This window comes from Streptomyces sp. NPDC060049 (assembly GCF_042736715.1).
GTDB lineage: Bacteria > Actinomycetota > Actinomycetes > Streptomycetales > Streptomycetaceae > Streptomyces.
In genome coordinates, this window is the sequence record NZ_JBHWVV010000005.1 from 263,949 (window position 1) to 290,312 (window position 26,364).

Sequence of the window (26,364 nt, forward strand, 5' to 3'; positions counted from 1 at the left end):
TCCTGGCTCGCGGGTGTGCTGTCGCGGCGCTGAGGCGGGATCCAGATTCTTCGAGTTCCGCGGTGGGAGGATGTCGAGAACGTGCCACCGGCTCCGTCCCAGGGACATCGGCGGCCATCCCGGCCGCACGAGGAACAAGGAGAGGGCAACATGGCGATTCAGCGGATGGACAACGTCGGCATCGTCGTCGAGGACATGGATGCCGCCATCGCGTTCTTCGTGGAACTCGGGATGGAGCTGGAGGGCAGGGGGGAGGTCGAGGGCCTCTTCGCCGACCAGTGCACCGGACTCGACGGCGTCCGCTGCGACATCGCGATGGTCCGGACCCCGGACGGTCACAGCCGGCTCGAACTGGCGAAGTACCGCAGCCCCGCGGTGATCAGCGCCGGGCCGCGCAACCGGCCGCACAACATTGCGGGCACGCACCGCGTCATGTTCGCCGTCGACGACATCGAGGACACCGTTGCCCGCCTGCGCCCGCACGGCGCCGAACTCGTCGGCGAGATCGCCCGGTTCGAAGACAGCTATCTGCTCTGCTACCTCCGCGGCCCGGAGGGCATCATCGTCGGGCTGGCCGAGCAACTGCACTAGGCCGTCTCTTTCGGATTTTGTCGGCCGAGCCCGCGGCCTCTGGTGCCGTGCATGGCAAGGCGGAGGGACGCCCGCGTACTGGAGTACTCGGCGTGTTGCAACGGCCACACTTCGCGCGCTGGACGCTGTCGGGTGCCCGCCACGGGCCCAAATGGGGGTCGGGCCCGTGGTGTTGTCGGCGGTGCCGACGCCCCGGAACGTCCGCTTGTCGGACCAGCGGTTCTGGACCTTGCCACGGACGTTGCCCTACACGTCGAACTCGCGGCGGGTCACGAGTCGGCCCGGGGCCTGATCGACCGTCGCCGGGGCGCCGTCAGTGGAAGGCGGTGCACCGGGCCGATAAGTGATCGTCTACCAGGGCAAACCTGCCACTCCCGGCGCCCGGGCCCTTGCCTTACTCGGCACCCCCCACGCCACTGAGCGATCGGCGCGAATCGGCCAATGCCCATGAATGCGGCATATGTTCGAACGGTTTTGCGTAGCCTCATGCCGGTAGGGACAGCGAGAGACCTGGGAGGGCGCAAGTGTTCGGCATCGTGGACACGCTGTCGCTGCCGCCGGCGCACCGGTTCGAGTGGTGGTGCGAGAGCGTCCGTCGCGGAGTAGCGCCCGTCCATGTCAGCAGTGACCACGCCGCCGACTTCGTCGGCAGGGTGGGGTTGCTGTCCGCGGGACCCTTGGACGCGACGATGATGTCGTTCCCCGCACTACGGTCGGAGCGCACCCCCGCCCTCATCAGGCGGTCCGACCCGGAGACCTACGAGCTGACGCTGGTCGTGGGCGGGGCCATGGGCGTCGCACAGGATCGCAGTGAAACCCTGTTGTCGGCCGGTGACTTCGTCATGTGGAGTTCGTCGCGGCCCTACCGCGGCCGGGGGACGACAGGCCCGCGCGGCGAAGCGTCCCAAGGCATCGTTCTGCACCTGCCGAGAAGCCTGCTCCCCTTCTCCGAGAGCCGGGTCGACCGGCTGCTGGCCACCCGGCTGCCCGCGCCCGAAGGCGTGGGGGCCATCTTCGCCCAGCATCTGCACGCCCTGTTCAAGGAAGCCCCCCGGCTGGGGGAGGCGGAGAGCGCCCGGCTCGGCACGGCGACCATGCACCTGGCCTACGCCTTCCTGGCCCAGCAACTCGACTCCCGCACCTTCCTGGAACCCGAAGCGCGCCGCGCCGTGCTCCTGGCCCGCATCGATGCCTTCATCGAGGAGAACCTCGCGGACCCGCAGCTCTCCCCGCACGCCATCGCCGTCGCCCACCACGTTTCCGTCCGCCTGGTGCACCAGCTCTTCAAGCAGCGCGACGAGACGGTGTCGGCGACGATCCGCCGCCGTCGGCTGGAGCGTTGCCGCTCCGACCTCGCCGATCCCCGGCTGGCCCACGTCCCCGTACACGCCGTCGCCGCACGCAACGGGCTCGGCGATCCCGCGGGGTTCAGCCGCGTCTTCCGCCGCATGTACGGCATGCCGCCGGCCGAATACCGCAGGCGTGCGCCCGCTTTCCGCGGCGCAACGGATGCGATCGGCTCTGCGCGCATGGACAAGGACGCGTGCACGCAAGGCCAATGACGGTGCATGAGGGTGGTGCGCAGACTGGCGGGAGCCGAGGACTCCAGTGCGCCGGTCGGGGCACGGGGTCGTCACAGTGCGACGAGACAACGGGGGTAGCGTGCCCAGCAAACAGCGTTCCATCAAGCGGACGGCCGTCATCGCGGTCGCCGTATTCGCACTCGGCATACCAGCCGTGCCGGCTGTCGCCGGGGCTCCGGACGCTCCGGACGCTCCGGACCTCAACGCCATGAGCGACACGGCCAAGGCGTTCCTGGCCGAACGCACCTACGCTCTACTGGACGCCTCCACTCCTGCGTCCGGCCGTGGACCCACCCGGAGCATCGCCGCCACCAGCAGCCTGGCGAAGACTCACGAGCTGACTCTGGCAGCGATCACCGAGCGCAAGAACAAGCTCAAGTCCGCAGGTGAGAGCTACTCCGCCGCCGACATCCAGATCACCATCGACAAAGTCGACAGGACATCCGATGCGGTCCTGCTCCACGTCACCGAACTGACAGCGCTCACCTACGCACACATGGACACGAAGGGCAGCCCGCAGACGAAATTCAGGTCCCACCACCGGGTCGAGTTCTCGCGCGGCTCGGGCAACCACTGGGAGATGACGAAGCAGTACCGCATCGACGAAGGCGGACCCGCTCCGATCAACGACGTGCGCGACCTGGCTCAGCAGCCGAAACCGCGCCAAAGCGGCGGCGTCGGCCCCGTCTCCTCGACGTCGACCGCCTCGACCACCAAGCCCGCCGTGCTGACCCATCATCAGAAGCCGGCCAAGTTGAGCGGCGGCTACGACTACTGGGCCATGACGGATTACGCCCAGACGTACGCCATCGACCGCAACTCCTGGTACCGGGACTTCGGGAACAACGACTGCACCAACTTCATCAGCCAGGCGCTCAGGGCCGGTGGTTGGTCGGACGAAGCGAACGGACCCTACCCGTCGAACGACCAGGACAGCTGGTGGTACAACCCCTGGGACATCCACAACCAGACGCTCACCTGGATCAACGCGGAGTGGTTCTACTTCTATGCCTCCCGCTGGAGCCAGCGGACGCAACTGCTCGACAACGTCTGGTACATGGGCTACGGGGATGTCCTGCAGGCCGACTGGGACGGCAACGGCCAGGAGATCGATCACACCATGATGATGACGTGGTATTACGACGGCATCGGACCGGCCCTGAGCTATCACAGCAACGACACCATCAACCGTTCGCTCCAGAGCCTGTTGATCGACAACCCCAACGCCTGGTGGTGGCTCCACCGGACCTGAGTCCGCGCCGACGCGAAACGGGAGACCTCATGCACACAATGAACCGCGTCCTGACACTCGCTGCGGGAGCCTTCGCCGCACTGGCGCTGGGCACGCCCCCGGGAACTGCCGCCACGGTCGCAGCTCCCGCTCAGCCCGACCGGATCGCCCGTACGGCACCGCTGGCCGCCGACTCGCCGTTCTTCCTCTGGGCCACCTACGGCACCCAGATGGAGTGCTCGCAGACGGGCCACAACCTCGTCAACAGGGGTCCGTACGCGTCCTACATGTGCAGCCGGGTGGTCGACGGCTGGCAACTGTGGGTACGGCGGTATTGACGGTGACCTGTCGTACGCCGATGAACGGCTGAGCGGCACTTCCTCGTGGGCCCCGGGAACCAACGGTTCCTGGGGCCCTCGCCTTGGTCCAGCGGTGATGGGGATTCCTGGACTGTCGGGTCGCGGCCTGCGGGCGCCCGCTATGGGTCAGGGTTCGTCGAAGTGAGGACACCGATCTTGTCGAGGCGGTGCTCCGGGTTGTTCTGGGGGTCACGCCAGAGGTTGCCCGCCGCGTTGTCCTCCGGCGTCAGGCACGTACTCACGGTGATCATGGCCCGCGTGGGGGCGGTGCCCGGCGAGCCGGGGACCGCGGCTCGCTGCGCGTCCATGGAGGCCTGTGATCGGAAGGACGTCGTCCGCGTCGCGGTGATGAGGTACTCGTACCGCACTCCGTCGGCGGTCACGGTCACGGACGCTCCCGTCTTCAACGACGGCAGCGACCAGAGCGGTCCTCCGGCCGAGATGCGGTGGGCGGTCACGATGTAGTTCCCCACGTCTCCGGGGCCGACTCCGCCGCGTGGCCCGTAGGGGCTGGCGGCCACCCCGCGGTCTTGTATCCGGGTGCCGGCCGCGTCGTCGGGACTGCCCTGGTACGGGATCACGGCCAGGTCGGACACCCCGATAGCAGGTATCGACAGCGCGGCTTCCTGGATACCGGCGACGGCCTGCGGGGATACCGGATCCTGGTCGACCGGAGCGGCCACCGCCGGTGCGGTGAGCAGGAGGGCGAGCGCGGCTCCCGCGAGCGCCTTCGGCACGGTGCGGGAGGCGGAGAACGGGTGCTTGGTCATGGCGGAGTCCATGGGATCGACCGGGTCGCGCCGCGTTCGACGGCTCGTGGATCTCTTCCAGCCTCCCACGGACCAGCAGGACAGGCCAAAGGCGGAGCGGAGAGCACCTTGGCCGCAGCCCGGTACTCCGATCTGTGAACAGCAGGCCACGCCGCGCCCTGTCCGCACCGCCTGCCGCTACCCCGCTCAATCCCATCGGTCGCAGACGAGGGCACGAAGCATGTTGCGGAGCTGGCCCGTGGTCACGGCGACCGGGAGGTCGTGTCCGGCCGACATCTCCGATGGTCAGGGCCGCGGAGCCGTCGGGTAGGCGAAGCAGTCGTACCGGCTACGGCGACCCGTGCGGGGCAGGCGCCGGCTGGGCGGGGATGATCCGTGCGCCTCCCACTCGGCGCGGGCCGGCCCGACCGTCAGCGGCCATCACGTGACGGTGAAGATCGAACTCGCCTCCACACCTCCTCTCGAAGGCCTCGGGACGCCCTCCACGGCAAGCTGCAGCGCGACAGCAGGTTCACCGCGGCTCGGCGATTTAGGCTGGAGACGGCGGCCGGCGCGCTGAGCGGCCCCCCGGCCGTCACCCGTGAGCACCTGCCCCACCTCCCCCTCCGTGCAGGTGCTCACCCAGGCTTTCAGCCGGTGGCCCTGCACGGCCCGGCACTGAACGGCGGTACCACCTCCACGGCCACGTCCAGGCACAGCCGTTTGCAGCGGACCGGGTGCCGGACGCCCTGTCGATGCCTGAACCTCACCGACGCCAACCCGGCACATCGCACCCGGCCCTTCCGGATCCGCCTCCAAGAGCGAAGGCCCGCTCCGCCGGGCCCAGCGCCAGCTGCAGAGGCGACCAGTGCGTAGGTGCGATGGCCTCGACCGGCAGCTGGTCCGGACCCAGAGAACAACGCCCCCGGGCGGCGACAGAGGAGGACTGACGGTCTCTACCGCCTTGCCCCTACCGAGAGGCGGTGACGGTTCCCGGTCGTATTCTTCCGGCCGCGCTGCAACAACATCGCATGGGGACCGCTCCGCGGATACTCCGGGAACAGGTCCATGGGTGTGTGGTCGTGGTAGAGGCGCCGGTGCCACCACTCCCCCGGGCCGGCGTGCGGATCGGGCAGGGTTCTACGCCACAGTTCCTCATCCAAAGGGCGCACGATCAGCTCCAGTTCCCGCCGTGGGCGGGGCGGCAGGAGATGAAGAATCTGCTCGATGGCGTCACGGGCCGCTGCCGTGTCGTCGAAGTGCCCTCCGGGGCACGGGCAGTCGGTGCGTTGGAGATACAGGTAGGAGCCAGACTGGGTCAGGAACCAGCGGTACAAGCGCAGGGCGGTCTCTGTGCCGAGGTGGAGGTCGGGGTGCTGTGCTTCGAGACGATGGATGAGAGCGGTCGTCCTGGGCGACAGGCCCCGGATGCGGCGGACGGTAGGCCTGATCGGTCTCCACTGGGACGCACGGAGTGCGCCGGGCCGTCTACGCGGCATGGGCCTTTCGAATGATGATCATGCGCTGAGGCTCTCATGACGGTAGGCACGATGTCCATGCCGGTTTCAGTTCCGCCAGGTCTTCCAGCGCATGCGAGGGGGATCGCACCGTCCTGCTTCGATCGCATCCTCGTAGGAAGAGTTACCGAAGTACACGCAGTCTGGATAAACCGGCTGCATGGCGTACCAGCAGGTCGGAATCAGTGCGGTGAGCACGAGAGCGGAGACCAGGTGTCTCCAGGTAGGAGGACCGGAAACGGGGCGGATCATGCGGTCATCCTATGACCCGCCGCAACTGCCGTGTCGCTGGGCAGCGTTCGGTGAGGACACGTCCGTGCCGTGCCGTAGCCGTTTACGGCTCCTTGCACACTGTTGCGCGCAAGGAGCCGTCCGTCCGGGGCGGCTGCCGGGTCGGTTCTGCCGCGCGGACCATCCGCCATCGGACGCTGCCGGTCAGCAGTCGGCGCTCAAGGCGTTCCTGGCCGGGTGCGGAGTCGCACGGCCGGCTCGGGACGGCGGAGTGGAGGCACGACCGCCTACCGTCTACTGTCGGCCTGGCGGTCCGCCCTCACTTCAGGTGTCGGCCGAAGAACCGGTCCCCGTCCTCCCGCTCGAACCACGGGGTGCCGAGGTGCCCGCCCATATTGGCGTGGAGTGTCTTCTCTTTGGTGCCGAAGGCGTCGAACAGGTCGAGGGCCCGCTGCCGGGGGTTGCCTTCGTCGTCCCACTGGAGCAGGAGCAGCAGCGGAATGGTGACCTGTCGGGCCTCCTCGCGCTGGGCGCGGGGCACGAACCCCCCGGCGAAGAAGCCGGCGGCCGCGATGCGCGGCTCGACCACCGCCAGCCGAATGCCGAGAGCGGTCCACCCCGAATACCCGACCGGGCCGCCGATCTCGGGCAGCGCCAGGAGGGCGTCCAGCGCGGTCCGCCAATCGGGGGCTGCTTGTTCGACCAGCGGGCCCACGAGGGACTCGAAGATCTCGTCGACCGGCTGGCCGGCCTGCATCGCCCGGCGGAGGTCGGCGCGAGCCTGATCGTCGGCGGCGGAACGGGGCCGGTCACCGCACCCGGCGGCGTCGATGGTGGCCACCGCGTAGCCGTACGCCGCGGACAGCCTGGCCCGGGCCATCAGCCGGGAATCCCTCTTGGGTAGGCCGTTGTTGTGTGCCATCAGGATCAGCGGGGCCGGTGCGGCGGATGCGGGCGTCCACAGAGTGCCGGGAATTTCACCGAGTGTGAACTCGCGCTCGAGGACGCCGTCGTCGAGGCGTCGTTCAGAAGTGAACTGCATGGGTCGTGCCTTTCGGGAGTGCTCTTGAACGGCGCTCCCGGACGACCTATCGCCCGGCCGTGACCCCGGAGGGGAGCACCCATGTCGATACTGCGTTCACGGGTACCACCTCCTCGTTCTCTCGCACGGCCTCCGGAAAAGTAGCAGTGGTCGCCGCCGTCCGCCACAGGGTTTTCACGCGGGTACCGTCACCGGGCCTCAAGGAGCCGGAACGCCCTCGCAGTCAACCGCTGACGACACGCTGACGAGCGATCAAGAACCCAGGCTCCGCCCAAGAGAATCAAACCGGCACCGTCAGCAAAGCCGACGCCGTTCGCCGCTCCCGCCGATATGCCCCGGGCGGGGCGCCGAAGTGCCGCTTGAATGCCTTCGAGAACGCGAATTCCGAGGTGTAGCCGGCGTTCTCGGCCACAGCGCTCAGCGAGTCGGCCGTCTCGCGCAGCATCCGCGCCGCGATGGCCATCCGCCACGTCGTCAGGTAACTGAGCGGCGGCTCACCGACCACCGTGGTGAACCGCCGGGCGAACGCGGCGCGCGACAGTCCGGCCCGGCTCCCCAGCGATTCGACGGTCCACGGATGCGCCGGGTCGTCGTGGATCGCTTTCAGCGCCGGGGCGATCAAAGGGTCGTTCAGTGCCGAGGCCCAGCCCTGCGTCTGTTCCCCGGGCAACTCGGCGTACCAGGACCGCAGAATGTAGAGAAGCAGCAGATCGACGAGCGTCGTGACCACTGAGTCCGAACCCGGCTGAGGCCTGTGGATCTCGGCGCAGAGCTGGTCGACCGCCGAGCGCAGCGCCGGATGGCGACCGGGGCTGGCCGGGAGGTGGATGACCTCCGGGAGGTCGCCGAGCAGCGGATGCGGCCGGTCGATGTCGAGGTGGTAGGCCCCGCATACCAGCACGCTGCGAGCGCCGCCGCCCTCGATGGGGAAAGACCCGATCGGCGAGGAGGTGTCGACGCGGTCGGGTTCGAAGGCGACCAGCTCGCTGGTGACCGCGTCACAGATGGCGTGATCGGTGCCGCGCCGCAGGAACACGACGTCGCCGGGACCCAGGGCTATCGGATCGCCGCTGACCGGCAGGAGAAAGCAGTGCCCTTCGACGACAACGTGGAATCCGGCTCCCGCGATGGGCTGGAAGCGCACACCCCACGGCGCCCGCGCGTCGGTACGGACAACAGAGGGACGCCCGGTGCGCAGGGCAGCAAGCGTATCGCTGAGTATGTCCATGCACTCACCATAGCGTGCTGAGATCGAGACGATCAGACAAAGAATCAAGATTTCGGGCTATTCATTGTCTCGGTCGTGACACGTAGCGTCCTCGCCATGAACAACATAGAAGACACCCAGCGTGTCGTCGTCATAGGTGGTACCTCCGGCATCGGATTCGCCGTTGCGCAGGCCGCAGCGGCTCAGGGCTCGAACGTGGTCGTCGCCTCCAGCAGCCGGGGCCGGGTCGACCTGGCGGTGAAGAAGCTCGGTGGTCCGGCCGAAGGCATCTTGCTGGACGTCGCCGACGAGGCCGCGCTCGCCGCCTTCTTCGACCGGATCGGCGAGTTCGACCACCTCGTCTACACGGCGGGTGAGTCCCTGCTGCTGAAGCCGCTCGCCGACCTCACCGCCGAGGAGTCCCGAGCGTTCTTCGAGCGCCGCTTCTGGGGCGCCCTGCTCGCCGCGAAGTACGCGACGCCGAAGCTCCGACCCGGCGGCTCGATCACCTTCACCTCCGGCGCCTTCGCCACCCGGCCCGCCCCCGGAGCCTCGCTCGGCGCAAGCATCACAGCAGCCGTCGAGGGTCTGACGCGAGCCCTGGCCCTGGAACTCGCCCCACTGCGGGTCAACGCGGTCCGCCTCGGCGCGATCCGCACCGAGCTTTGGGACAGCACCGTGCCCGAGCCGGAGGCCTTCCTCCAAGCGCAAGGCAGCGGCCTTCCCGTGCAGCGCGTCGGCAGTCCCGAGGAGGCTGCGGCGGCCTACCTCTACCTCTTGAACAACGGCTACGCGACCGGCACGGTGCTCACCCTCGACGGCGGAGCCGCACTGGCCTGACATCGGCTGCTGTCGGACCGCAAGCCCGGTCCGACAGCCTTGGGCGCCACCCCTGGCATGTTCTGCCGGAGAGGCGTCGACGGGCGAGGGCGAGGATCGCCTGCTTGTGGCCCTTGCCCTCCACACCCAGGCACCTGGGTGTCCCGATCGTACGAGGGACCGGAATCAACCCGCCGACAAGGTACGGAGCTCTTCATCGGCGGAGAGACGGTGAAAGTCCCTCTGCGAGTATCAACACGCCCGCTCGTATTCGACCTGGTCAAGGGGGTTCCCATCGCCAAAGTCGAAGGTGCGTGCGGTGCCGCGCTCCGCAAAGCCGCACTTGACGTAGAAGCGACGGGACTGGGGGGTCTCGCGCAGTGTCCACAGGTGTACCAGGGCGAACCCGTCGTTGCGCACGCGGCGCAGCGTATCGGTCATCAATGCCGCGGCGACGCCGCTACCCCAGCTGTCGGGGCGATTGTAGAAGGAGTGGATCTCGGCAAGACCCGGCCGGGTCGAGGACGGGCTGAAGGCGGACAGTGCCAGAGGGCGGCCGTCGAGTTCGGCTACCAGGATCGTCGCTGCTCCCTGCGCGATCCTTTCGTGCCATCGCGTCCGCCTGCTCTGGACCGCACGTGCTGCGAACTCCGGAGCGAAGAAGGGGGCATAAGCCGCCTCCCAGGCCGCGGCGTGGATCTCACCGAGGACGTCCCCGTCGTACGGGGCGGCGCGACGAATTTCCAACATTCGATCACCCTATCTCCAACGCCTTCCAGGCCGCCTGGGAACTGAGACGAGCGCTTGAGGCGATGGGCCCGCCAAGACGGCTCAGGCAGGCCGGCCGGTCTTCGCGGGTTTCTCTGCTTGGCTCCCCCGGCCAGTTCCTCGCCGTACCGCTGAAGCTTCGAACGCGTCCCGCCCGCGCACAACCCGGGCACCTACCCCCGCTCACACCCGGCCCGGCAACCGTCATTCGGAACCGTCCCCGGATCCCCCTCAGGGGGTCCCGTTCGTAGCCGGCAGTCGTCGCAGAACCTCAACAGCACGAGCGGGCACGGGCCGTTGTCGGCCCGTAGTGTCGAGCCGTGCACGAAAACGAGATCAAGCTCAAAGCAATCGCGGCGCTCACCGCCCTCCGCTCGGATGTCGGCGAAGGCCTCGCCTCCGAACTCCTCGCAGAGGTGACGCCCAGCCAATTCCTGGTGCCCGCGGGAGGCGACCCGGAAGAGATCGGCGGCGCCGTGCTCGATCAGCTTTCCGCGCCGCTGAGCGCTCTGGTCAACGGCTTCATCGCTGCCTTCGCGGCAGTCGCCGACGCATACGACGAAACCGGCACGGAGCCCGGCACCGACGAAATCCTCCAGGAACTCGCCCTCCGCATCGCCCGTGCGGACGGCGAGCAGCCGCAGTGACGCTCAAGAACGGCTACTGCGCTCGCCCGGTCGAGACGGATTGCCACTTCGAGTCGGGTTCCTCCACCGATTCGACGATCAGGCTGGGTGACGACGTCACTGGGCGGGACGCCAGAATCCGGTGTTCCGATATCGCCACCAGTAGAGGACAGTGCAGTCGTCGGGCCAGGCGGCCAGCTGCACGGCCGTGGGCTCGAAGCGGTCGCGGTCGGCATCGACGGGGCGCCAGCTCGGGTCCGGCGGCTCATCGTCCTCGGGACGCCTGACGTGTTCGATGGACCGTTCGTCGCATGCTCCGTAGGCCTGGAAGTTCTGCTGGGCCTCGATCAGCGAGGGCCGGTTGGCGCCACCTGAGTAGTCCGGCCAGCGCAGCTGGATGAGGTCGTCCTCCCAGAAGCAGACTGGGCAGATCTGATACGAGCCGGGCGGGTCGTCCATCGTCAGGCGGCCGCAACACACGCAGGGGTACTTCAGGATCACGGCTGTCATCCTGCCCGATACCCGCGGGAAGCCGCAGCGGGTTTCCTGCGCTTGGCATCGGGACCCGTTCACCGCGCTGGTGCGACGGCGTCGCAGCAAACTTCGCCGCGAACCCGTACATCGGCGGGTCACTCTGCGCACCTTCGCCAGCTGCGCGCGGATGAAGAGGAGCGAGCCGCTCTGCCTGATCGGCGCCTCCGGGACGGGCAAATACCACACGTGCGGCGCGTCGTCGATGTCGACGGCGATCGCCCGTCCGTCGGTGCTGACCGATGAGCACCGCCGCGGCGGCCGGCGCCTCCAGCTGCGCCGGGCGTACGAGGGCGTGCTCTTCGAGCCGTCCGGTGTCGACCACTCGTCTGCCGTGGCGGGGTGCTCTGCGGCGCTCTCCGCACGCGACTGCATCCTTTGGACTACCGCGTTTTCGGCCCTGTGGAGGACGATCTTGCGGCACCGCCGCGAGAGGGTTGATCCGTGCGAACAACCATCGGATACACCGTCGAAAGCATCGGCTACGTCGTAGGAGCCCAGGGGCTCGTCAGCTTCGCCTCGCAGACCTTCTTCGGCACGGAGTGGGGCTGGATGCACAAGATCGTCGACCTTCCGTCCACCGCTTACCTCGGCATCGTCGCCGTGGGGCTGGCGCTCATCGTCGGCGGGGTGAAGACGCGGAAGGCTCCCCAGCGCCAGAAGGTCGCCTGACCGGCGCTCCTTTCAGCCCGCAACGCCCAAAGGGCGATGCCAAGGTGCCCGGTGGCGTGGTGTGATGGGGCCAACTACAAGAAGCTGTGGGGCTGACCACGGGTGCACGGATGTGGACTGCGGCGGCCTGACCGGCGGGCTGCTGCTCGCCGGTGGCGGCTGGGACACGGTCGCCGGGACGGAAATTTCCACGCACTCGTTCCGTGGCTCGCGGACCTGACGAAGGACCCCGTGGTCGCCGACGAGTTTCCGGTGATGGCCGTGGTCGAGACGGTGAAGAACCCGGGCGTGGGAGGCGGACGCAGCTCGCACCTGTCCGTCCTGGAGCCGGGCCGGCGGTACGTAGCGGGCGTCGAGACCATGGACAACGAAGGCCGGGGACCATGGATCGGATACGTAACGCCGGCAAAGCGCGGCGTGGACGGGGAGGCGGCTCACCGGAAGGCGCACAGCGGGCCCTGGCACCGGCTCCCGCGCCCTGCGACGACGCGCAGGTCATCGGGTAGCGGGCCTCGATCCGGACACATTAAAGAGCACGCCGTCGGCTGGCCAGGCAAGCCGTTCGCGATCCAAGAAGGTTCGGCTTGGCAGGCGCGGTGTTCGACGTGGACCCAGAGGCCTTCATGAATCGAAACCGTGTTCGATCGATTCGCCGACACCGAAGGTTCGCGAGCGCGGAACCACTCGACGGGTACACCGGCAGTCTTCGGGGTCACCGCGTCGTCGCACACGAAGCGCCATCAGACGGCCCGGCAAGATCAACGCTGTCACCCGATGTCGGTGGCGTCCAGCAGACGGATGAGGACCCGCCACAGTAGGTGCATCGTCCGGCGCCACACGGATCGCCGTCGCACCCCGCCACCGGGGCGGCTTCCGTGGCGGCTGGCACCGTGGCCGGAGGGGTCGCCCACATGGTCTCCCGTCGCGCCTGCGCCTGGCTCGAGGGACGGGGGCTGAACCGTATACGCGGCTGTCAGAACGAACGGATGGCGACGAAGGCTGTGCATGGCTCCTCCTCGGTAGGACCGGGACGGTCCGCCGACCGCTGCACGGCGTGACCTCGTACCTCAATTCAGCCCCGGCTGAGCCTGCCGGGTCACGTCACTCGCTCTCGGGGCTTGACAGCACGCCGAACCCTGTACGGCGCCAGACCGCCGCCGCCCCGGCCTGAAGGGGCCGCGCACCGAATCGGGTGTGGCACGCCCGGCAGAACCACCGCGACGAACTCGATCGCAGCACCCGCCGGTCCGGCGGCGGGGCAGTGGAGCTGGGGGTTCCCTTCGGGTAAGGCGCGCAGCAGACAACTCAGGGTGTCCATGGCGGGTGCCCGCGGAGGCTCCCTCCCGGATGCGGTGCTCTCGCAGTGAGCCGGCGCTTGGACACCCTCCGGCGCCGCCGGTCCCGACTCGACACACACCTCTCCCCTCCGCGCTCGCAGTGATGGGCACGGTGGTCCGGGCGCTCGGCGCGTACGCACTGGAGCGGCCCGCGGAGTCGGTCGTGCCGGCCGCCCGCCGCACCCTTGTCGGGCGACTGCTGCGGATGCGCCTCACGGAGGTCGGGCGGAACCAGCCGGGCGACCTGATGTCCCGGGTCACCTCCGACACGACGCTCCTGCGTGCCGTCACCACCCAGCCGATCGTCAACAGTGCCACCGGTACCGTAACCCTGGCCGCGGCCATCGTCATGACGGCCTTCATGGACGCCGCGCCGCTCGGCGTCACCCTGGGTGTGGGGGTTCTGGTCGACGGCAAGGACGTCCGGGTGGGCACCCATACGGAACTGCTCGACCAAGACGGCCTGTACGCACGCTTGGCGGCCACCCAGTTCCTGGCGCCGGCACGGTGACGGGCTTCGACGTCGTGGCACGGGCGGGCTCGGCTTTCCGCCGAGCCCGCCTCGCCGGCTCCACTCCGGAGCCGGACCGCGCGTCAGGTCGTCAGCGCTGCAATGTCAGCAGACCTGGCCGGTAGGGCCATAGGCCGTAGTCGCCGCCGACGTTGGGGTCGCGTCCCTGGTAGAGGAACTGCAGGTTGCAGGGATCGACGGTAAAGGTCTGATCGGCGCTGGTGCGGATCAGTTCGCCATGGCTGATGTCGTTGGTCCAGGTGGCGCCGCTGTTGGCCTTGCCCGCGAAGGGGTTGCTCTCGCTCGCGGCCTGGGGCGTCCACGAACCGTCCAGACTGGTGGCCGTGAACGAGCGGAAGTAGCGGCCCTGCGAGCCGACCGCCTCGACGATCATGAGGTAGCGGTTCTGGCCCTGGAGCTTGTAGACCTGCGGGGCTTCGAACAGGTTGTTCGTCGTATCGCTCATGATCACGGTCGAGTTCGCGCCGAAACTGCCGGGGAAGTTCCCGATCGGCATACTGGCCCGGTAGATCTTGCCGTTGTCACCGGCGAAGAACAGGTACATGTTCGTCCCGTCACCGATCAGCGTCTGGTCGATGGGTCCTGTTCCCGAGCCGGCGATGCTTCCGGAGAAGAGCACCTGCTGGGATGACCAGCCGTTCGGGTTGGTGGGGTCGCTCGACGTCCGGTAGGAGAAGGCGCTCCCCCCACCCCACTGGTAGGTGAGCACCCAGATGTTCTTCGGCGCGAAGTAGAAGAGCGTGGGCGCGACGGTGGACGTCGACATCGCGTTCTGGCCGGCCGAGGCCATCTCCGACCAGTTGGTGAACAGGCCGAAGTTCATCGAACCCCAGGCCTTCCCCGTGTCGTGCGTCGTCGCGTAGACGAGCTGCCGGCCGTTGTAGGGGGCGACGGTGAAGTCCTTGAGCGAGGCCCACCCCGGCTTGGGTTGCGCCAACGGGCCCGTTGATGTCCAGCGGTACGTCGACGGGAGATCGCACGGGCCGGGGTTGCCGCCGCCGACCTGGACGAGCTGCCACTGCTGGTTGGTGCCGCCCCAGTCGTCGTACTGGACGATGTTCGCGTTGTCGGTGGTGGAGCCGCCTTGTACTTCGAGGGCCTTGTTGCTGTGGCGCGCGATGAGCCTCACGTGGCCGTCCGAGCTGTCGGCCAGCCGCCACTGCTGATTGGTCCCGTTCACGTCGGCCCACTGGACGATCGGGGCGCCGTTCGCGGTGGACCCGTTCTGGACGTCCAGTACCTTGCCGGAGTGGCGGGACTTGATGCGGTAGTAGCCGCCGCCGGAGTCGACGAACTGCCACTGCTGCTGGTTCTGATCGTTCCTGGTCCACTGGGTGATGCGGGCGCCGTCGTTGGTCGCCAGGTTGTAGACGTCCAGGGCCTTGCCGCTGCTGCGGTTGACCAGCACGTACGAGGCGTTGGGGTCGACGGTCGCCGCCGCGCCGGCGGGCTGGACCTGGAGGAAGGCAGCCAGGAGCAGCAAGGGCGCGAGGACGGCGAGCAGCCGTTTCAGATGGACCGGGGACGGATGGCGGAACCACATCAGAAGAGCTCCTTCGGGGGGCGGGGGTGAGGTGACCCCGACGAACCGCCGAGCGGCCGCGTCAGGGAGTCGTGGACGGGATAGGTGTGAAGGCGGCCGCACATGCCGAAGCGTTGGTGCTGGGGGCACTCCAGTCGTGACACTTCGCCGTGGTCGAGGTGGGAGAGGTCTCCGGCCTTCAGCCGTTCCAGCTGACGGCCGGTCGTGACGGCTGCGGCCAGGGGGCCGTCACGCCAGCGGAGCCACCAGGCGTCCAGGAGCTCACTTTTCAGGCGGTGGGCCGCGACGTGGAACTCCTGTAGCCCGCCTTCGCGCAAGGCGAGGAAACCCTCCAGTGCCAGGTCGCGGCGGCGGCGCGCTGCCGCGCAATGGTCGCCGGTCAGGGCGGCCGCCTTCCGGTAGGCGTGGGGATCGGCCAGCACCGGAGCGGGGAAGGTGAAGACCGCGTCGCCCGCCTCGGGGAGTCCGCTGTTCTGCATGAGCACCACGAGGCGCAGGCCGCCGTCGTTGACGAGGCGGTGGATCGTGCCGGGGGTGAACCAGACGACGTCGCCGGGGAGCAGCGGGGTGTCGGTGAAGGCGGAGGTGGTGAGGGTCTGGACGCTGCCCGCGCCGCCGATGACGACGTAGGCCTCGGAGCAGACGAGGTGCATGTGGGGCGTGCCGCCGCACAGCCCGTCGGCGGCCTCCCAGTCGTACACCGTCAACCCGGAGATCCCCACGCCGCCGGGGAGCGGGGTCACCACGAGTGTTCCGCAATACGGCGGGACGGGCGCCCTGGGGTCCATGCGCCGTCGGCCACGACGATCCGGTGGCGGCTCGACAGGGTGTCGCCCGGGGCCGGCGGCAGTTCTTCGTCGCACGCCAGGGACGGGTTGACGGCGGGGATGGGCTCACTGCGGACGAACCAGGGGCAGGGGGCCCCGGGATCGGCCAGGAACAGGAGCGTGGAGGAGCGGTCGACCTCGTCGTGCGTGCCGATGAAGGCCGGCCGGTCGCCTTGCTCGCCCATCGCGGGGCCGACCACCTCGCCGCCGGTGAAGTCGCGCGGGCCGCGCCAGAACAGGCCGGAGTGTCCGGCGAGCTTTCTGCCCTGCGTGCCGGGGCTGCCGAACATCAGGTCGGTGTCGCGGACGTTGGTCAGCGCGGTGGTGACGTCCAGGGTCCAGGAGTCGGCCCCGACGTCGTGTGCGGTCAGCGTGCGGCGCTCGTCGATCCAGTGCTCCCCCGCCATCGTGTGCCAGGCCAGGTCTTCGGTGATCACGGCGCGGCCGTGGCCGGTTTCGACGGACAGGGTGAGGCTGCGCATCGTGCCGGGGTTCGGCAGGTCCGCGTAGCCCTGGCCGCGGAGGTAGGTGCCGCCGACCACCCGTGTTGTTAGCGTTAACAATTTTGCGGTCGTCAGAGCGGTCAGGCGTTTCACGACGTCTCCTCGGGGGTGGCGGTCGCGCGGGACGGGTCAGCCCTTGGTGGCGCCCGCGGTGAGGCCGCCGATCAGCTGCCGCTCGGCGACGGCGTAGAAGGCGAGGGCGGGGACCATGGCGAGCACGATGTAGGCGAGGACGAGCGCGTAGTCGGTCGAGTACTGGCCCTGGAACTGCTGGACGCCGACCGGGATCGTCTGCCATTTCGGGTCGTTGAACACCAGCAGCGGCAGGAAGAAGTTGTTCCAGCTCGCGACGATCGCCAGCACCGAAACCGTGCCGAGCGCCGGACGCGCCATCGGCAACAGGATCTTCCAGAAGAAGCGGAACTTGCCGCAGCCGTCCATGGTGGCCGCCTCCTCGACCTCTGCCGGGATGGTCCGGAAGAAGCCGCGCAGAATGATGATCGTCATGGGGAGCCCGAAGGCCGCCTGCGGGAGGACCACTCCGAGCGGGTTGTCGAGCAGGTCGAAGTTGCGCAGCAGCAGGAACAACGGCAGTACGGCCACCGCGAACGGGAACATCAAGCCGATCGTGAACAGCGTGTAGAACAGCTCCCTGCCCCGGAAGGCGTAGCGGGCCAGCACGAACGCCGCCATCGCGGAGACCGCAACCGTGCAGCATGTCGTACCGATCGCGATGCCCGCGCTGTTGGCGATCTGCCGCCAGAACATTCCGTCGCCGAGAATGCCGGTGTAGTTGCCCGTTTTCCAGTGCTCCGGCAGCCCGAACGGGTTGGTCGTCAGCTCGCCGGTGCTCTTGAACCCGGAGACCACCGCGTAGACCAGCGGCACGACGACGAACGCGCCGATCAGCCAGACCACGGCGTGCAGCGACAGGCCGCGTGCCGTCCTGCGGGCGTTCATCGACCAGCTCCCGAGGTGACGGCCCCGCTCAGGTCACGGCGGAGCACGTAACGCTGGTAGAAGAGGGAGAAGACCAGGCTGATCATGAACAACACCACGCTGATCGCACTGGCGTAGCCGACCTGGTAGCGCTTGAACCCGAACTGGAACATCGAGATCGCCATCGTCTCGGAGGAGTGGTTGGGCCCGCCCGCGGTCATGACCCAGACGAGGTCGAAGAGCTGGATGGCCCCGATGATCGAGAGGAAGGCGCTGATCCGGATCGTCGGGCCGAGCAGCGGCAGCGTCACGTGTCGGAAGCGCTGCCAGGCGCCGGCGCCGTCGATCGAGGCGGCCTCGAGGATCTCGACCGGGATGCTCTGCAGCCCGGCGAGGAAGAGCATCATGTGGAAGCCGAAGTACTTCCAGGTCATGACCACGAACAGGGTCGGGATGACCGTCGAGGGATCGGCGAGCCACTTTCCCCGCAGCCCCTCCAGGCCGAGGGCGCCGACGAGATGGTCGGCCATGCCGTCACCGGGAAGGAAGATCATCGTGAAGAGGACCGCCGTGACCACCTCGGACAGGATGTACGGCGCGAAGAACAACATCCGGTAGACGGCCCGGCCGCGCAGTCTCTGGTTGAGCAGGACCGCGGTGAGCAGCGCGAACGGCAACTGCACCGTGATCGACAGGACGATCAGGTACAGCCCGCGCTCCAGATCGCCGAGGAAGACCTGATCGTCGAACAGCTTGGCGTAGTTCTGGAAGCCGACGAAGTGGTCCATGGGGCCGACCCCGCCCCACTCGAAGAAGCCGGTGTAGACGGCGACGGCGATCGGGGCGAGGACGAAGACGAGGAAGAGGACCAGAGCCGGGACGAGGAACCAGGCGACCGACGCCCAGCTTCGCAACCCGTGCAGGAGCGACCGTGCCGGGGCGGGCGGGCGCAACGGCAGGACGCCCTGCGTGCGCTCCTTTGTCAGGGTGGACACGGAGCTAGGCACCCTTCGCAGCCTCGGTGATCGACTTGGTGACCTGCTCGGGCGTCTTCTTGCCCGCGATGAGGTCGGCGACGCTGTCGTTGACCTCCTGGCCGACCGCCGGCGGGAAGGCCTGGTCGAGGAAGAGCTGGAAGCCCGTCGCCTTGACCAGGCTGTCGGCCACCACCTTCCTGTTGGCGTCGGTGAGCCGGCTCTCCGCGCCCTTGACCACCGGCAGGTAGCCGTTGGAGGCCAGCAGCTTGGACTCGTTCTCCAGGACGAAGAACTTCAGGAACTCCAACGCCTCCTTCGGGGCGCCCTTGCGCAGCGCGAAGCCGCCGCCACCGCCGAACACCTCGGTGACCTGGCCGACGCCGCCGTCGACCGTCGGGAAGGGGAAGAAGCCCAGGTCCGCTCCGAGGTCCGCACCGGCGTCCTTCTGTACCGACGGTCCCCACTGCCCCATCAGCTCCATGGCGGCCTTGCCGTTGCCCATGGTCGCGGCCTGGCCGCCGGGGGTGGCGTAGCCGGCGCCGAGGAAGCCCGTCTGGAACGGCTGGAGGTCGACCAGCTCCTTGAGGTGGGTGCCGGCCTGGACGAAGCCCGCGCCGGTGAAGTCCTTGGTGGTCGCGGCGTGCTGCAGCGCGGGGAGGCCTGCGACGCGCATCGCGAGGTAGGCCCAGTAGTAGTGGCCCGGCCACTTCTCCTTGCCCGCGAGGGCGATCGGAGTGACGCCCGCCGCCTTGAGCTTATTGACGTCTTCGAGGAGCTCGGCCCAGGTGGCCGGCGGAGCGGTGATCCCGGCCTTGGCGAAGAGCTTCTTGTTGTACCAGAAGCCGACCATGCCGACGTCGTAGGGCACCCCGTAGGTCCGGCCCTCGAACTGATAGGCCTGCAGCGAGACCGGAGTGAGGTCGGACGACCAGTCGAACACGTCGGTGAGGTCCTCGACCAGGCCCGCGTCGACCTGCTGCCGCAGCACGCCGCCGCCCCAGGTCTGGAAGACGTCGGGGAGCTTGCCCGAAGAGGTGGTGGCGGTCAGCTTGGACTTGAACGCCTCGTTCTCCAACGAGGTCGTCTTGATCGTGATGTTCGGGCGGGCAGCCGTGAACGCCGAGGAGATCTGCGGAAAGAGGGACTTTCCCGGTTCCGTCGTGGCGATGTTCCACCACGCGAAGGTCACCTTGCCGTCGACCGCCGGCTTCTCGCCCGAGTCGTCACTGCCGCAGGCCGCGGTCAGCGAGATGGACAGAGCGGTCAGGCCCGAGAGCGCCAGGAAGCTTCGTCGGCTCGGGGGGGTGCTGGCCATGTGACCTCCGGGGTGGGGAATGCCGGTTCGATTCCGAAAATGTTTCGTAACATTCTCGAACTCGGTGCTGCCACAAACTAGGAACGCGGCGCCCACCGGTCAAGCCTTCTCACCGAATTTCCTTCAGGAGCAGCCTTCTTGGAACTTGACAACCAGGTCGCAACGACCGGAAACTCTTCGAAAGTTTGCGATACCCGTCGACAATCCAAGGCGTTCGCGCAGAGGAGAGAAGTGTGAGCGAGCAGCGTCCGACCCTGGCCCTCATCGCTGCGGAGGCAGGGGTCTCACAGGCCACCGTGTCCAAGGTGGTCAACGGCCGCTCCGATGTCGCACCCGCGACACGCGAACGGATCGAGAGCCTGCTGCGCTCCCACAACTACCTCCACCCCGGCGGGCAGGCCAGGGCCCGCAGGTCCGGTCTGGTCGACTTGATCATCGGCGGTCTGGACAGCGCGTGGGCGGTGGAGATACTGCGCGGTGTCGAGGCCGAGTGCGCCCAGCGGAGCGTCGGCACCGTCGTGTCGCTCGTCCCGCCGGGCGAGGCCACGCCGTCGAGCTGGGCCGCACTGCCGGTCCTGCACCACAGCGACGGCGTCATCCTCGTCACCGCCTCGGTCACCCAGGCCCAGCGCGCCCAGGTCGAACGGGCCGGGGTGGCGCTGGTGGTCATCGACCCGATCGACCTGCCGGGCAACGGTGTGCCGAGCATCGGCGCGACCAACTGGGCGGGCGGCCTCGCCGCCACTGAGCACCTGCTGGAGCTGGGGCACCGCCGGATCGCCACGATCGGCGGGCGCAAGGAGATGCTCTGCAGCCAGGCCCGCATCGACGGGTACCGGGCCGCGCTGGAGCGGGCGGGGATCGAGGTCGACCGCGACCTGATCCGGTTCGGCGACTTCCAGCACGAGGGCGGGTTCCAGCGCGCCCAGGAACTGCTCGCCCTCCCCGAGCCGCCGACCGCCATCTTCGCCGGGAGCGACCAGCAGGCGATGGGCGTCTACGAAGCCGCCCGGCAGGGCGGGCTGAGCATCCCGCAGGACCTCAGCGTGGTCGGCTTCGACGACCTGCCGATGTGCGAATGGCTGTCACCACCGCTGACGACGGTGCGTCAGCCGCTGGAGGAGATGGGTCGGCTCGCCGCCCGCACCCTTTTCCAGCTCCTGGACGGCCAGCCCCTGGTCAGCCCCCGGATGGAGCTCTCCACCGAGCTCAAGGTCCGGCTCTCCACCGCTCCTCCCCGTCTCTAGTGCTGTGGCCGGCAAGGTTCACCGTGTCACGGCGCCCAGCACGGCACCTCGCCGCGCTGTCGGACCGCCCGAGTACGTCGAGTACAAGCGGCGGTCCTCCGCCCCGGGGGTACCTCCCAGCCGTAGCCGGGGGAGATGCACCGCACCGAACACCGCGACCCGGCACACCTTCCCGGCCACAGCACTAGGAGAGCCCCTTGACCGAGCCCTGGCGTGACCCCCTGCGGCCCGTATCCGTGCGAGTTGCCGATCTATTGAAACGGATGACGCTGGAAGAGAAGGCGGGTCAGCTCACCGGCTTCTGGGCGCTGCCTTCGGATCCGGGAACACCGGTCGCGCCGATGGAGGACGATTCCGGCGAGTCCGCGCCCGGCCTCGACGACATCGTCGCCCACGGGCTCGGCCAGCTCACCCGGGTGTACGGCACCGCGCCGATCACCGCGGAAGCCGGCATGGCGCGGCTCGCCTCGCTCCAGCAGCAGGTGACCGGATCCGGCCGGTTCGGGATACCGGCGGTCGCTCACGAGGAGTGCCTGACCGGGTTCATGACGTTGGGGGCGACGGTCTTCCCCGCGCCGCCGGCCTGGGGCGCGTCCTTCGATCCGGGGCTCGTGCGCCGGATGGCCGCCGCCATCGGCGCGGGGATGCGGCGGGTCGGCGTCCACCAAGGGCTGGCTCCCGTGCTCGACGTGGTCCGCGACTACCGGTGGGGCAGGACCGAGGAGTGCATCAGCGAGGATCCCTACCTCGTCGGCGCCATCGGCACCGCCTACGTGCAGGGCTTGGAAGGCGCCGGGATCGTGGCGACGCTCAAGCACTTCGCCGGGTACTCGGCCTCGCGCGGGGGCCGGAACATGGCCCCCGTCGCCTCGGGGCCGCGCGAGTTCGCCGACGTGCTGGTCGAGCCTTTCGTACGGGCACTGCGCGAGGGAGGCGCCCGGTCGGTGATGAACAGTTACACCGACGTGGACGGCGTCCCCGTGGCCGCGGACGAACGGCTGCTGACCGATCTGCTCAGGGGTGAGCTCGGTTTCAGCGGAGTGGTCGTCGCCGACTACTACGCCGTCTCCTTCCTGGAGACCCGGCACGGCGTCACCGGATCGCGCGGGGCGGCCGGCGCGCTGGCCTTGACCGCCGGAATCGACGTCGAGCTGCCCACGGCCCGCTGCTACGGCGAGCCGCTGACCGAACTGGTGCGGTCGGGAAGCGTAGCCGAGGAGCTCGTCGACCGGGCCGCGGAACGGGTCCTGCGGCAGAAGGCCGAGCTCGGCCTGCTCAACCCCGACTGGGAACCCGTCAAGCCCGAGCCGGTCGACCTCGACCCGCCGGAGAACCGGGCACTGGCCAGGCTCCTGGCCGAACGGTCCACCGTGCTGCTCGCCAACGACGGCATCCTGCCGCTGCAGCCGTGCCGGGTGGCGATCAGCGGGCCGTACGCCGACGACCCCCGGTCCTTCCTCGGCTGCTATTCCTTCCCCAACCACGTCGCGCTGCCCGGCGACCTCGGGCTGGAGATCCCGACGCTCGGCGAGGCGCTCACGGCCGCCGGCTTCACGGTCACCGAGGACCGTCCGGACGTGAACGTGGTGGTGCTCGGGGACCGGGCGGGCCTGTTCGGCCGGGGCACCTCCGGAGAGGGCTGCGACGCCGAGACCCTCGACCTGCCCGGCGACCAGGCCGCACTCGCCTCCGCCGTTCTGGACTCCGAGGTGCCGACCGTCCTGGTCCTCGTCTCCGGACGGCCCTACGCGCTCGGCACGCTGGCCGAGCGCGCATCGGCCGCGGTGCAGGTCTTCTTCCCCGGCGAGGAGGGCGGGACGGCGCTGGCCCGGATCATCAGCGGGGCCGCGGAGCCGTCGGGGCGGCTGCCCGTCTCCATCCCCCGCCAGGTCGGCGGCCAGCCCGGCACCTACCTGCACGCCAGGCTCGGGGGGCACACCGACTGGAGCTCGGTGGACCCGACCCCGCTGTTCCCCTTCGGACACGGGCTGAGCTGGACCAGCTTCACCTGCTCGGATCTCTCGGTGGATCCCGTCGCCGCGACGGACGGGACCGTCGCCGTTTCCGTCACCGCACGCAACGTCGGCGAGGTGACCGGGACCGAGGTGGTCCAGCTGTACCTCTCCGACCCCGTGGCGTCCGTCGTCCGGCCGCAGCGGTGGCTCGCCGGATTCGCCAGGGTCGAGCTGCAGCCGGGCGCGGCCGCCCGGCTCACCTTCTCCGTCCATGCCGACCGGACCTCCTTCACCGGGCTCGACCTGCGCAGAAGGGTGGAGCCCGGGGAGATCGGCGTGGCCGTCGGACGGTCCAGCGGCGATCTTCCGCTCCAGGGCTCCTTCACTCTGGAGGGCCCCGTACGTCACCCGGCGGCCGGCCGAGTCCTGTCCGTGCCGGTCGAGATCGTCCCGGTTCCATGAGCACGTCGTTCGGTGATCCCGTGCTGCCCGGGTTCCGGCCCGACCCGTCCGTCTGCCGAGTAGGAGCGGACTACTACCTGGTGACGTCCAGCTTCGAATGGTTCCCGGGCCTTCCCGTGTTCCACAGCCGCGATCTCGTGAACTGGCGGCGCATCGGCTCCGCGCTCGACCGGGCGTCCCAGCTCGACCTCGACGGGTGCGAGCCCTCACGGGGCCTGTTCGCACCGACGATCCGGCACCACGACGGGGTCTTCCATCTCGTCTGCACGCTGATGGACGGCCCCGGCCATTTCGTCGTCACGGCGACCGACCCGGCGGGACCGTGGTCGCAGCCGCACTGGCTGGACGGCGAAGGATTCGACCCGTCGCTGTTCTTCGACGACGGCGCGGACGACGGCGACGGCGACGGCCGGGCATGGTTCACCGCCGCCCGCGTGCTGGACGAGGCCGCCGGCCGCACCGAGATCTGGATGCGCGAATACCTTCCCCGCCAACGACGGCTCACGGGACCCGAGCACGTCCTGTGGTCGGGAAGCCACGCGGGCGCCCGATGGGTCGAAGCCCCGCACCTCTACAAGATCGACGGCACCTATCTACTGCTCACCGCCGAGGGCGGAACCGATGTGGACCACAGCGTGGTGGCCGCCCGCGCCGACCGCGTGACCGGCCCCTACAAGGGCGCCCCCGGCAACCCGGTGCTACCGCCCGCCCAGGGCCCGGTCACCTGCACCGGGCACGCCGACCTCGTCCAAACCCCGTACGGCGACTGGCGGGCCGTCCTCCTGGGCGTCCGCCCGGGCTCCGCCCTCGGCCGCGAGACGTTCCTCGGCCGGATCTCCTGGGACGACGGCTGGCCGGTCTTCTCCCCCGTCGTCCACACCGACCTTCGCCGCCCCCTCCACGACGACTTCGCCACCCTCTCCGCCGACTGGAGCACCCTGCGCACCCCACCCGCGCGGTTCTGGACCACCGGCGACGGGCTCCGCCTCCGGCTCCGCGCCGACCGCCTCGGCGAACGCACCGTCCCGTCCCTCCTGGCCCGCCCCCAGGAACAGCCCGACTGCGACGTCTCCACCGAACTGCACTTCACCCCCGCCGCACCGGAAGAACAGGCGGGCCTCGCCGTAGTCCTCGACGACGACACCCATCTCCTCTTCCTCCGCACCACGGAAGGACTCAGCCTCCGCCACGGGCCCGAGGTCCTGGCCGGCATTCCCGTCCCCCCGGGCCCCGTTCGCCTGGGGGTCCGCATCCGCAGCTTCAGCCACACCTTCGCCCACGCGGCGCCCGACGGCTCCTGGCAGGACCTGACCACCGTCGAAGCCACCTTCCTCACCCCGCTGTTCACCAGCATCCAGCTCGGCCTCTACGCCACCTCCAACGGCCGCCCGTCCACCAACCAAGCCCACTTCACATGGTTCGACATCACGTACCCGAGCAGGCGGGAGCCGCCTGGACACTAAGGGTTGTCCCGTAACCCCGGCGGGCGCACGACGACAGCTACGGCACCTCGCCGCGTTGTCGGAACGCCCGAATACGCCCGGTGTGCGGACGCTCCTCCGCCTTGCGGGGCACCGCATCTGACGCCGCGCGCTGATCCACCGGGGATTACGGGACAGCCCTTAGGCCGTCTCTTCCGAATCTTGTTCGGATCGTGTCGCCGGAAGCGCCCGCTGATCAGGCCGGCGCGGGCAGATCGGGGGCGGACTCCCGCACGGTCAGGCGGGTCGGGAGGATCAGCGGGCTGGGGCGGTGTCCTTCGATGACACTGACCAGCATCCTTGCCATCTCCTGCCCCAACGCCCGCACCGGCTGGTGGACCGTGGTCAGCGGCGGGCTGGTGTGCCGGGCGCTCGCCAGGTCGTTGAAGCCGATGACCGCGACGTCCTCGGGCACCCGGAGCCCCCGTTCCCGCAAGGTGCGCAGAGCGCCGATGGCCATCGCGTCGGAAGCCGCGAACACCGCGTCGGGATCGGGGTGTGCCCGGAGCAGTCGCTCCATCGCCTCGGCGCCGCCTTCCTCGGTGAACTGCCCGGGCTCGACCCCGAGCAGCGGCAGGCCGGACAGCGTAAGGCCCTCGGTGAACCCCTGCTCCCGCGCGACTGCGGCCCTGGCGTCCACCTGGCCGGTGATCATGACGGGCCGTCGGCGGCCCGTGCGCGCGAAGTGCTCGGCGGCCAGGCGGGCACCGCCCCGGTTGTCGGCGTCCACGTACCACGTGGGCTCCCCGATGAGCGGGAGTCCGCCGAAGACGACGGGGAGATCGACCTCCTCACCCAGGCGTCCCAGTGGATCGTCGCCGCGCAGCGCCATCAGCATGACCCCGTCGGCCCGGCGGGAGCGCAGCAGCCGCTCGAACCTCTCCCGGCCGCGCGGGGTGTTGGCCAGCAGCAGGATCAGTTCCAGTTCCGTCTGCTCCAGCGCCGCGCTGACGCCGACGACGACCTCCGCGAAGAACGGGTCCGCGAACAGCCCCGGCTCGTCGCTGGAGACCGCCAGCACCACCGCTCCGACCCTGCGGGTCGCCAGGGCCTGCGCGGACGGATTGGGCACGAAATCGAGCTCGCGCACCGCCCGTTGGACCGCCTCCCGCTTGGCTCGGCTGACGTGCGGGGCGTTGTTGATCACCCGGGAGGCCGCCGTGCGCGACACGCCGGCTCGTGCGGCCACCTCGTCGAGAGTCGGCATGCGCTTGGGTGACGGCTCCATGGAAAAGCTGCTCCTCAGGCTCACGCGGCCGGCGAATAGCGGCCATGATTCCACGCACCGAGCCGATTTCGGACCTGCACGCGAGTGATGCC

General features: G+C 69.2%; 22 protein-coding genes and 1 pseudogene. 11 read left to right on the forward strand and 12 right to left on the reverse strand.

All coding sequences use genetic code 11. The features are described 5' to 3' along the window. Window positions 1–150 precede the first annotated feature (150 nt). From ACFWBY_RS11470 to ACFWBY_RS11485, 4 genes are all read left to right on the forward strand, one after another. Window positions 151–591, forward strand: a complete 441-nt coding sequence (locus ACFWBY_RS11470; RefSeq protein WP_385332915.1) for a VOC family protein — start codon at window positions 151–153, stop codon at window positions 589–591. A gap of 524 nt (window positions 592–1,115) precedes the next feature. Next, a complete protein-coding gene (locus tag ACFWBY_RS11475) occupies window positions 1,116–2,153 on the forward strand; it encodes a helix-turn-helix domain-containing protein (RefSeq protein WP_385332913.1) in 1,038 nt (345 codons plus the stop codon). 100 nt (window positions 2,154–2,253) lie between these two features. Continuing rightward, entirely contained in the window at window positions 2,254–3,426 is a 1,173-nt protein-coding gene (locus ACFWBY_RS11480; protein WP_385332911.1) for an amidase domain-containing protein, read from the forward strand. 29 nt (window positions 3,427–3,455) lie between these two features. Beyond that, a complete protein-coding gene (locus ACFWBY_RS11485) occupies window positions 3,456–3,743 on the forward strand; it encodes a hypothetical protein (RefSeq protein WP_385332909.1) in 288 nt (95 codons plus the stop codon). A 140-nt stretch (window positions 3,744–3,883) separates the two neighbouring features. On the opposite strand, the gene ACFWBY_RS11490 is transcribed toward ACFWBY_RS11485, so the two are convergent. From ACFWBY_RS11490 to ACFWBY_RS11500, 3 genes are all read right to left on the reverse strand, one after another. Next, complete coding sequence (locus ACFWBY_RS11490; protein WP_385332906.1) at window positions 3,884–4,534, reverse strand: sortase domain-bontaining protein; 651 nt, start codon at window positions 4,532–4,534, stop codon at window positions 3,884–3,886. Window positions 4,535–6,580: 2,046 nt separating this feature from the next. Beyond that, a complete protein-coding gene (locus ACFWBY_RS11495; protein WP_385332903.1) occupies window positions 6,581–7,303 on the reverse strand; it encodes an alpha/beta hydrolase in 723 nt (240 codons plus the stop codon). A gap of 280 nt (window positions 7,304–7,583) precedes the next feature. After that, window positions 7,584–8,531, reverse strand: a complete 948-nt coding sequence (locus tag ACFWBY_RS11500; protein ID WP_385332900.1) for an AraC family transcriptional regulator — start codon at window positions 8,529–8,531, stop codon at window positions 7,584–7,586. A 96-nt stretch (window positions 8,532–8,627) separates the two neighbouring features. Between ACFWBY_RS11500 and ACFWBY_RS11505 the strand changes: the two genes are divergently transcribed. Then, a complete protein-coding gene (locus ACFWBY_RS11505) occupies window positions 8,628–9,350 on the forward strand; it encodes an SDR family oxidoreductase (protein WP_385332897.1) in 723 nt (240 codons plus the stop codon). A gap of 231 nt (window positions 9,351–9,581) precedes the next feature. Here the strand turns inward: ACFWBY_RS11505 and ACFWBY_RS11510 are convergent, their stop codons facing one another. Beyond that, window positions 9,582–10,079 carry a GNAT family N-acetyltransferase gene (locus tag ACFWBY_RS11510; protein ID WP_385332894.1) on the reverse strand — a complete coding sequence of 166 codons (498 nt, stop codon included), beginning with the start codon at window positions 10,077–10,079 and terminating at the stop codon, window positions 9,582–9,584. A gap of 338 nt (window positions 10,080–10,417) precedes the next feature. Here ACFWBY_RS11510 and ACFWBY_RS11515 point away from each other — a divergent pair, with 338 nt between their 5' ends. After that, on the forward strand, window positions 10,418–10,744 hold the full coding sequence (locus tag ACFWBY_RS11515) for a hypothetical protein (RefSeq protein ID WP_385332891.1): 327 nt from the start codon (window positions 10,418–10,420) through the stop codon (window positions 10,742–10,744). 96 nt (window positions 10,745–10,840) lie between these two features. Here the strand turns inward: ACFWBY_RS11515 and ACFWBY_RS11520 are convergent, their stop codons facing one another. After that, window positions 10,841–11,224 carry a CPCC family cysteine-rich protein gene (locus tag ACFWBY_RS11520; RefSeq protein WP_385332888.1) on the reverse strand — a complete coding sequence of 128 codons (384 nt, stop codon included), beginning with the start codon at window positions 11,222–11,224 and terminating at the stop codon, window positions 10,841–10,843. A 474-nt stretch (window positions 11,225–11,698) separates the two neighbouring features. On the opposite strand from ACFWBY_RS11520, the gene ACFWBY_RS11525 reads away from it, so the two are divergent. Together ACFWBY_RS11525 and ACFWBY_RS11530 are read left to right on the forward strand one after the other, a co-directional pair. Continuing rightward, a complete protein-coding gene (locus ACFWBY_RS11525; RefSeq protein ID WP_385332885.1) occupies window positions 11,699–11,926 on the forward strand; it encodes a hypothetical protein in 228 nt (75 codons plus the stop codon). Between the two features lie 1,425 nt (window positions 11,927–13,351). Next, window positions 13,352–13,678, forward strand: a pseudogene (locus ACFWBY_RS11530) (ABC transporter transmembrane domain-containing protein); the annotation flags it as partial. Window positions 13,679–13,865: 187 nt separating this feature from the next. On the opposite strand, the gene ACFWBY_RS11535 reads toward ACFWBY_RS11530, so the two are convergent. Genes ACFWBY_RS11535 through ACFWBY_RS11560 form a run of 6 tightly spaced genes read right to left on the reverse strand, consistent with a single transcriptional unit; the run spans window position 13,866 to window position 19,899 of the window. Further along, a complete protein-coding gene (locus ACFWBY_RS11535; RefSeq protein ID WP_385332882.1) occupies window positions 13,866–15,338 on the reverse strand; it encodes a non-reducing end alpha-L-arabinofuranosidase family hydrolase in 1,473 nt (490 codons plus the stop codon). Beyond that, window positions 15,338–16,081, reverse strand: a complete 744-nt coding sequence (locus tag ACFWBY_RS11540; RefSeq protein WP_385333131.1) for a cupin domain-containing protein — start codon at window positions 16,079–16,081, stop codon at window positions 15,338–15,340. The genes ACFWBY_RS11535 and ACFWBY_RS11540 overlap by 1 nt, the downstream gene beginning before the upstream one ends. Further along, window positions 16,078–16,761: a DUF6807 family protein gene (locus tag ACFWBY_RS11545; protein WP_385332879.1), complete on the reverse strand. Its 684-nt coding sequence runs from the start codon at window positions 16,759–16,761 to the stop codon at window positions 16,078–16,080. The genes ACFWBY_RS11540 and ACFWBY_RS11545 overlap by 4 nt, the downstream gene beginning before the upstream one ends. 36 nt (window positions 16,762–16,797) lie before the next feature. Continuing rightward, window positions 16,798–17,628 (reverse strand): carbohydrate ABC transporter permease, encoded by an 831-nt coding sequence (locus ACFWBY_RS11550; protein WP_385332876.1) that lies wholly within the window; start codon window positions 17,626–17,628, stop codon window positions 16,798–16,800. Then, on the reverse strand, window positions 17,625–18,602 hold the full coding sequence (locus ACFWBY_RS11555; RefSeq protein ID WP_385332873.1) for a carbohydrate ABC transporter permease: 978 nt from the start codon (window positions 18,600–18,602) through the stop codon (window positions 17,625–17,627). Before ACFWBY_RS11555 ends, ACFWBY_RS11550 begins: the two co-directional genes overlap by 4 nt. A gap of 4 nt (window positions 18,603–18,606) precedes the next feature. Continuing rightward, on the reverse strand, window positions 18,607–19,899 hold the full coding sequence (locus ACFWBY_RS11560) for an extracellular solute-binding protein (RefSeq protein WP_385332870.1): 1,293 nt from the start codon (window positions 19,897–19,899) through the stop codon (window positions 18,607–18,609). A 233-nt stretch (window positions 19,900–20,132) separates the two neighbouring features. Here ACFWBY_RS11560 and ACFWBY_RS11565 point away from each other — a divergent pair, with 233 nt between their 5' ends. The 3 genes from ACFWBY_RS11565 to ACFWBY_RS11575 all read left to right on the forward strand — a co-directional run bounded on the left by ACFWBY_RS11565 (window position 20,133) and on the right by ACFWBY_RS11575 (window position 25,026). Further along, window positions 20,133–21,146: a LacI family DNA-binding transcriptional regulator gene (locus tag ACFWBY_RS11565; protein ID WP_385332867.1), complete on the forward strand. Its 1,014-nt coding sequence runs from the start codon at window positions 20,133–20,135 to the stop codon at window positions 21,144–21,146. Between the two features lie 197 nt (window positions 21,147–21,343). Continuing rightward, window positions 21,344–23,563, forward strand: coding sequence for a glycoside hydrolase family 3 N-terminal domain-containing protein (locus tag ACFWBY_RS11570; protein WP_385332864.1), 2,220 nt, complete (start codon window positions 21,344–21,346; stop codon window positions 23,561–23,563). Next, window positions 23,560–25,026 carry a family 43 glycosylhydrolase gene (locus tag ACFWBY_RS11575; RefSeq protein ID WP_385332861.1) on the forward strand — a complete coding sequence of 489 codons (1,467 nt, stop codon included), beginning with the start codon at window positions 23,560–23,562 and terminating at the stop codon, window positions 25,024–25,026. Before ACFWBY_RS11570 ends, ACFWBY_RS11575 begins: the two co-directional genes overlap by 4 nt. A 214-nt stretch (window positions 25,027–25,240) precedes the next feature. On the opposite strand, the gene ACFWBY_RS11580 is transcribed toward ACFWBY_RS11575, so the two are convergent. After that, complete coding sequence (locus ACFWBY_RS11580) at window positions 25,241–26,272, reverse strand: LacI family DNA-binding transcriptional regulator (protein ID WP_385332858.1); 1,032 nt, start codon at window positions 26,270–26,272, stop codon at window positions 25,241–25,243. Window positions 26,273–26,364 lie beyond the last annotated feature (92 nt).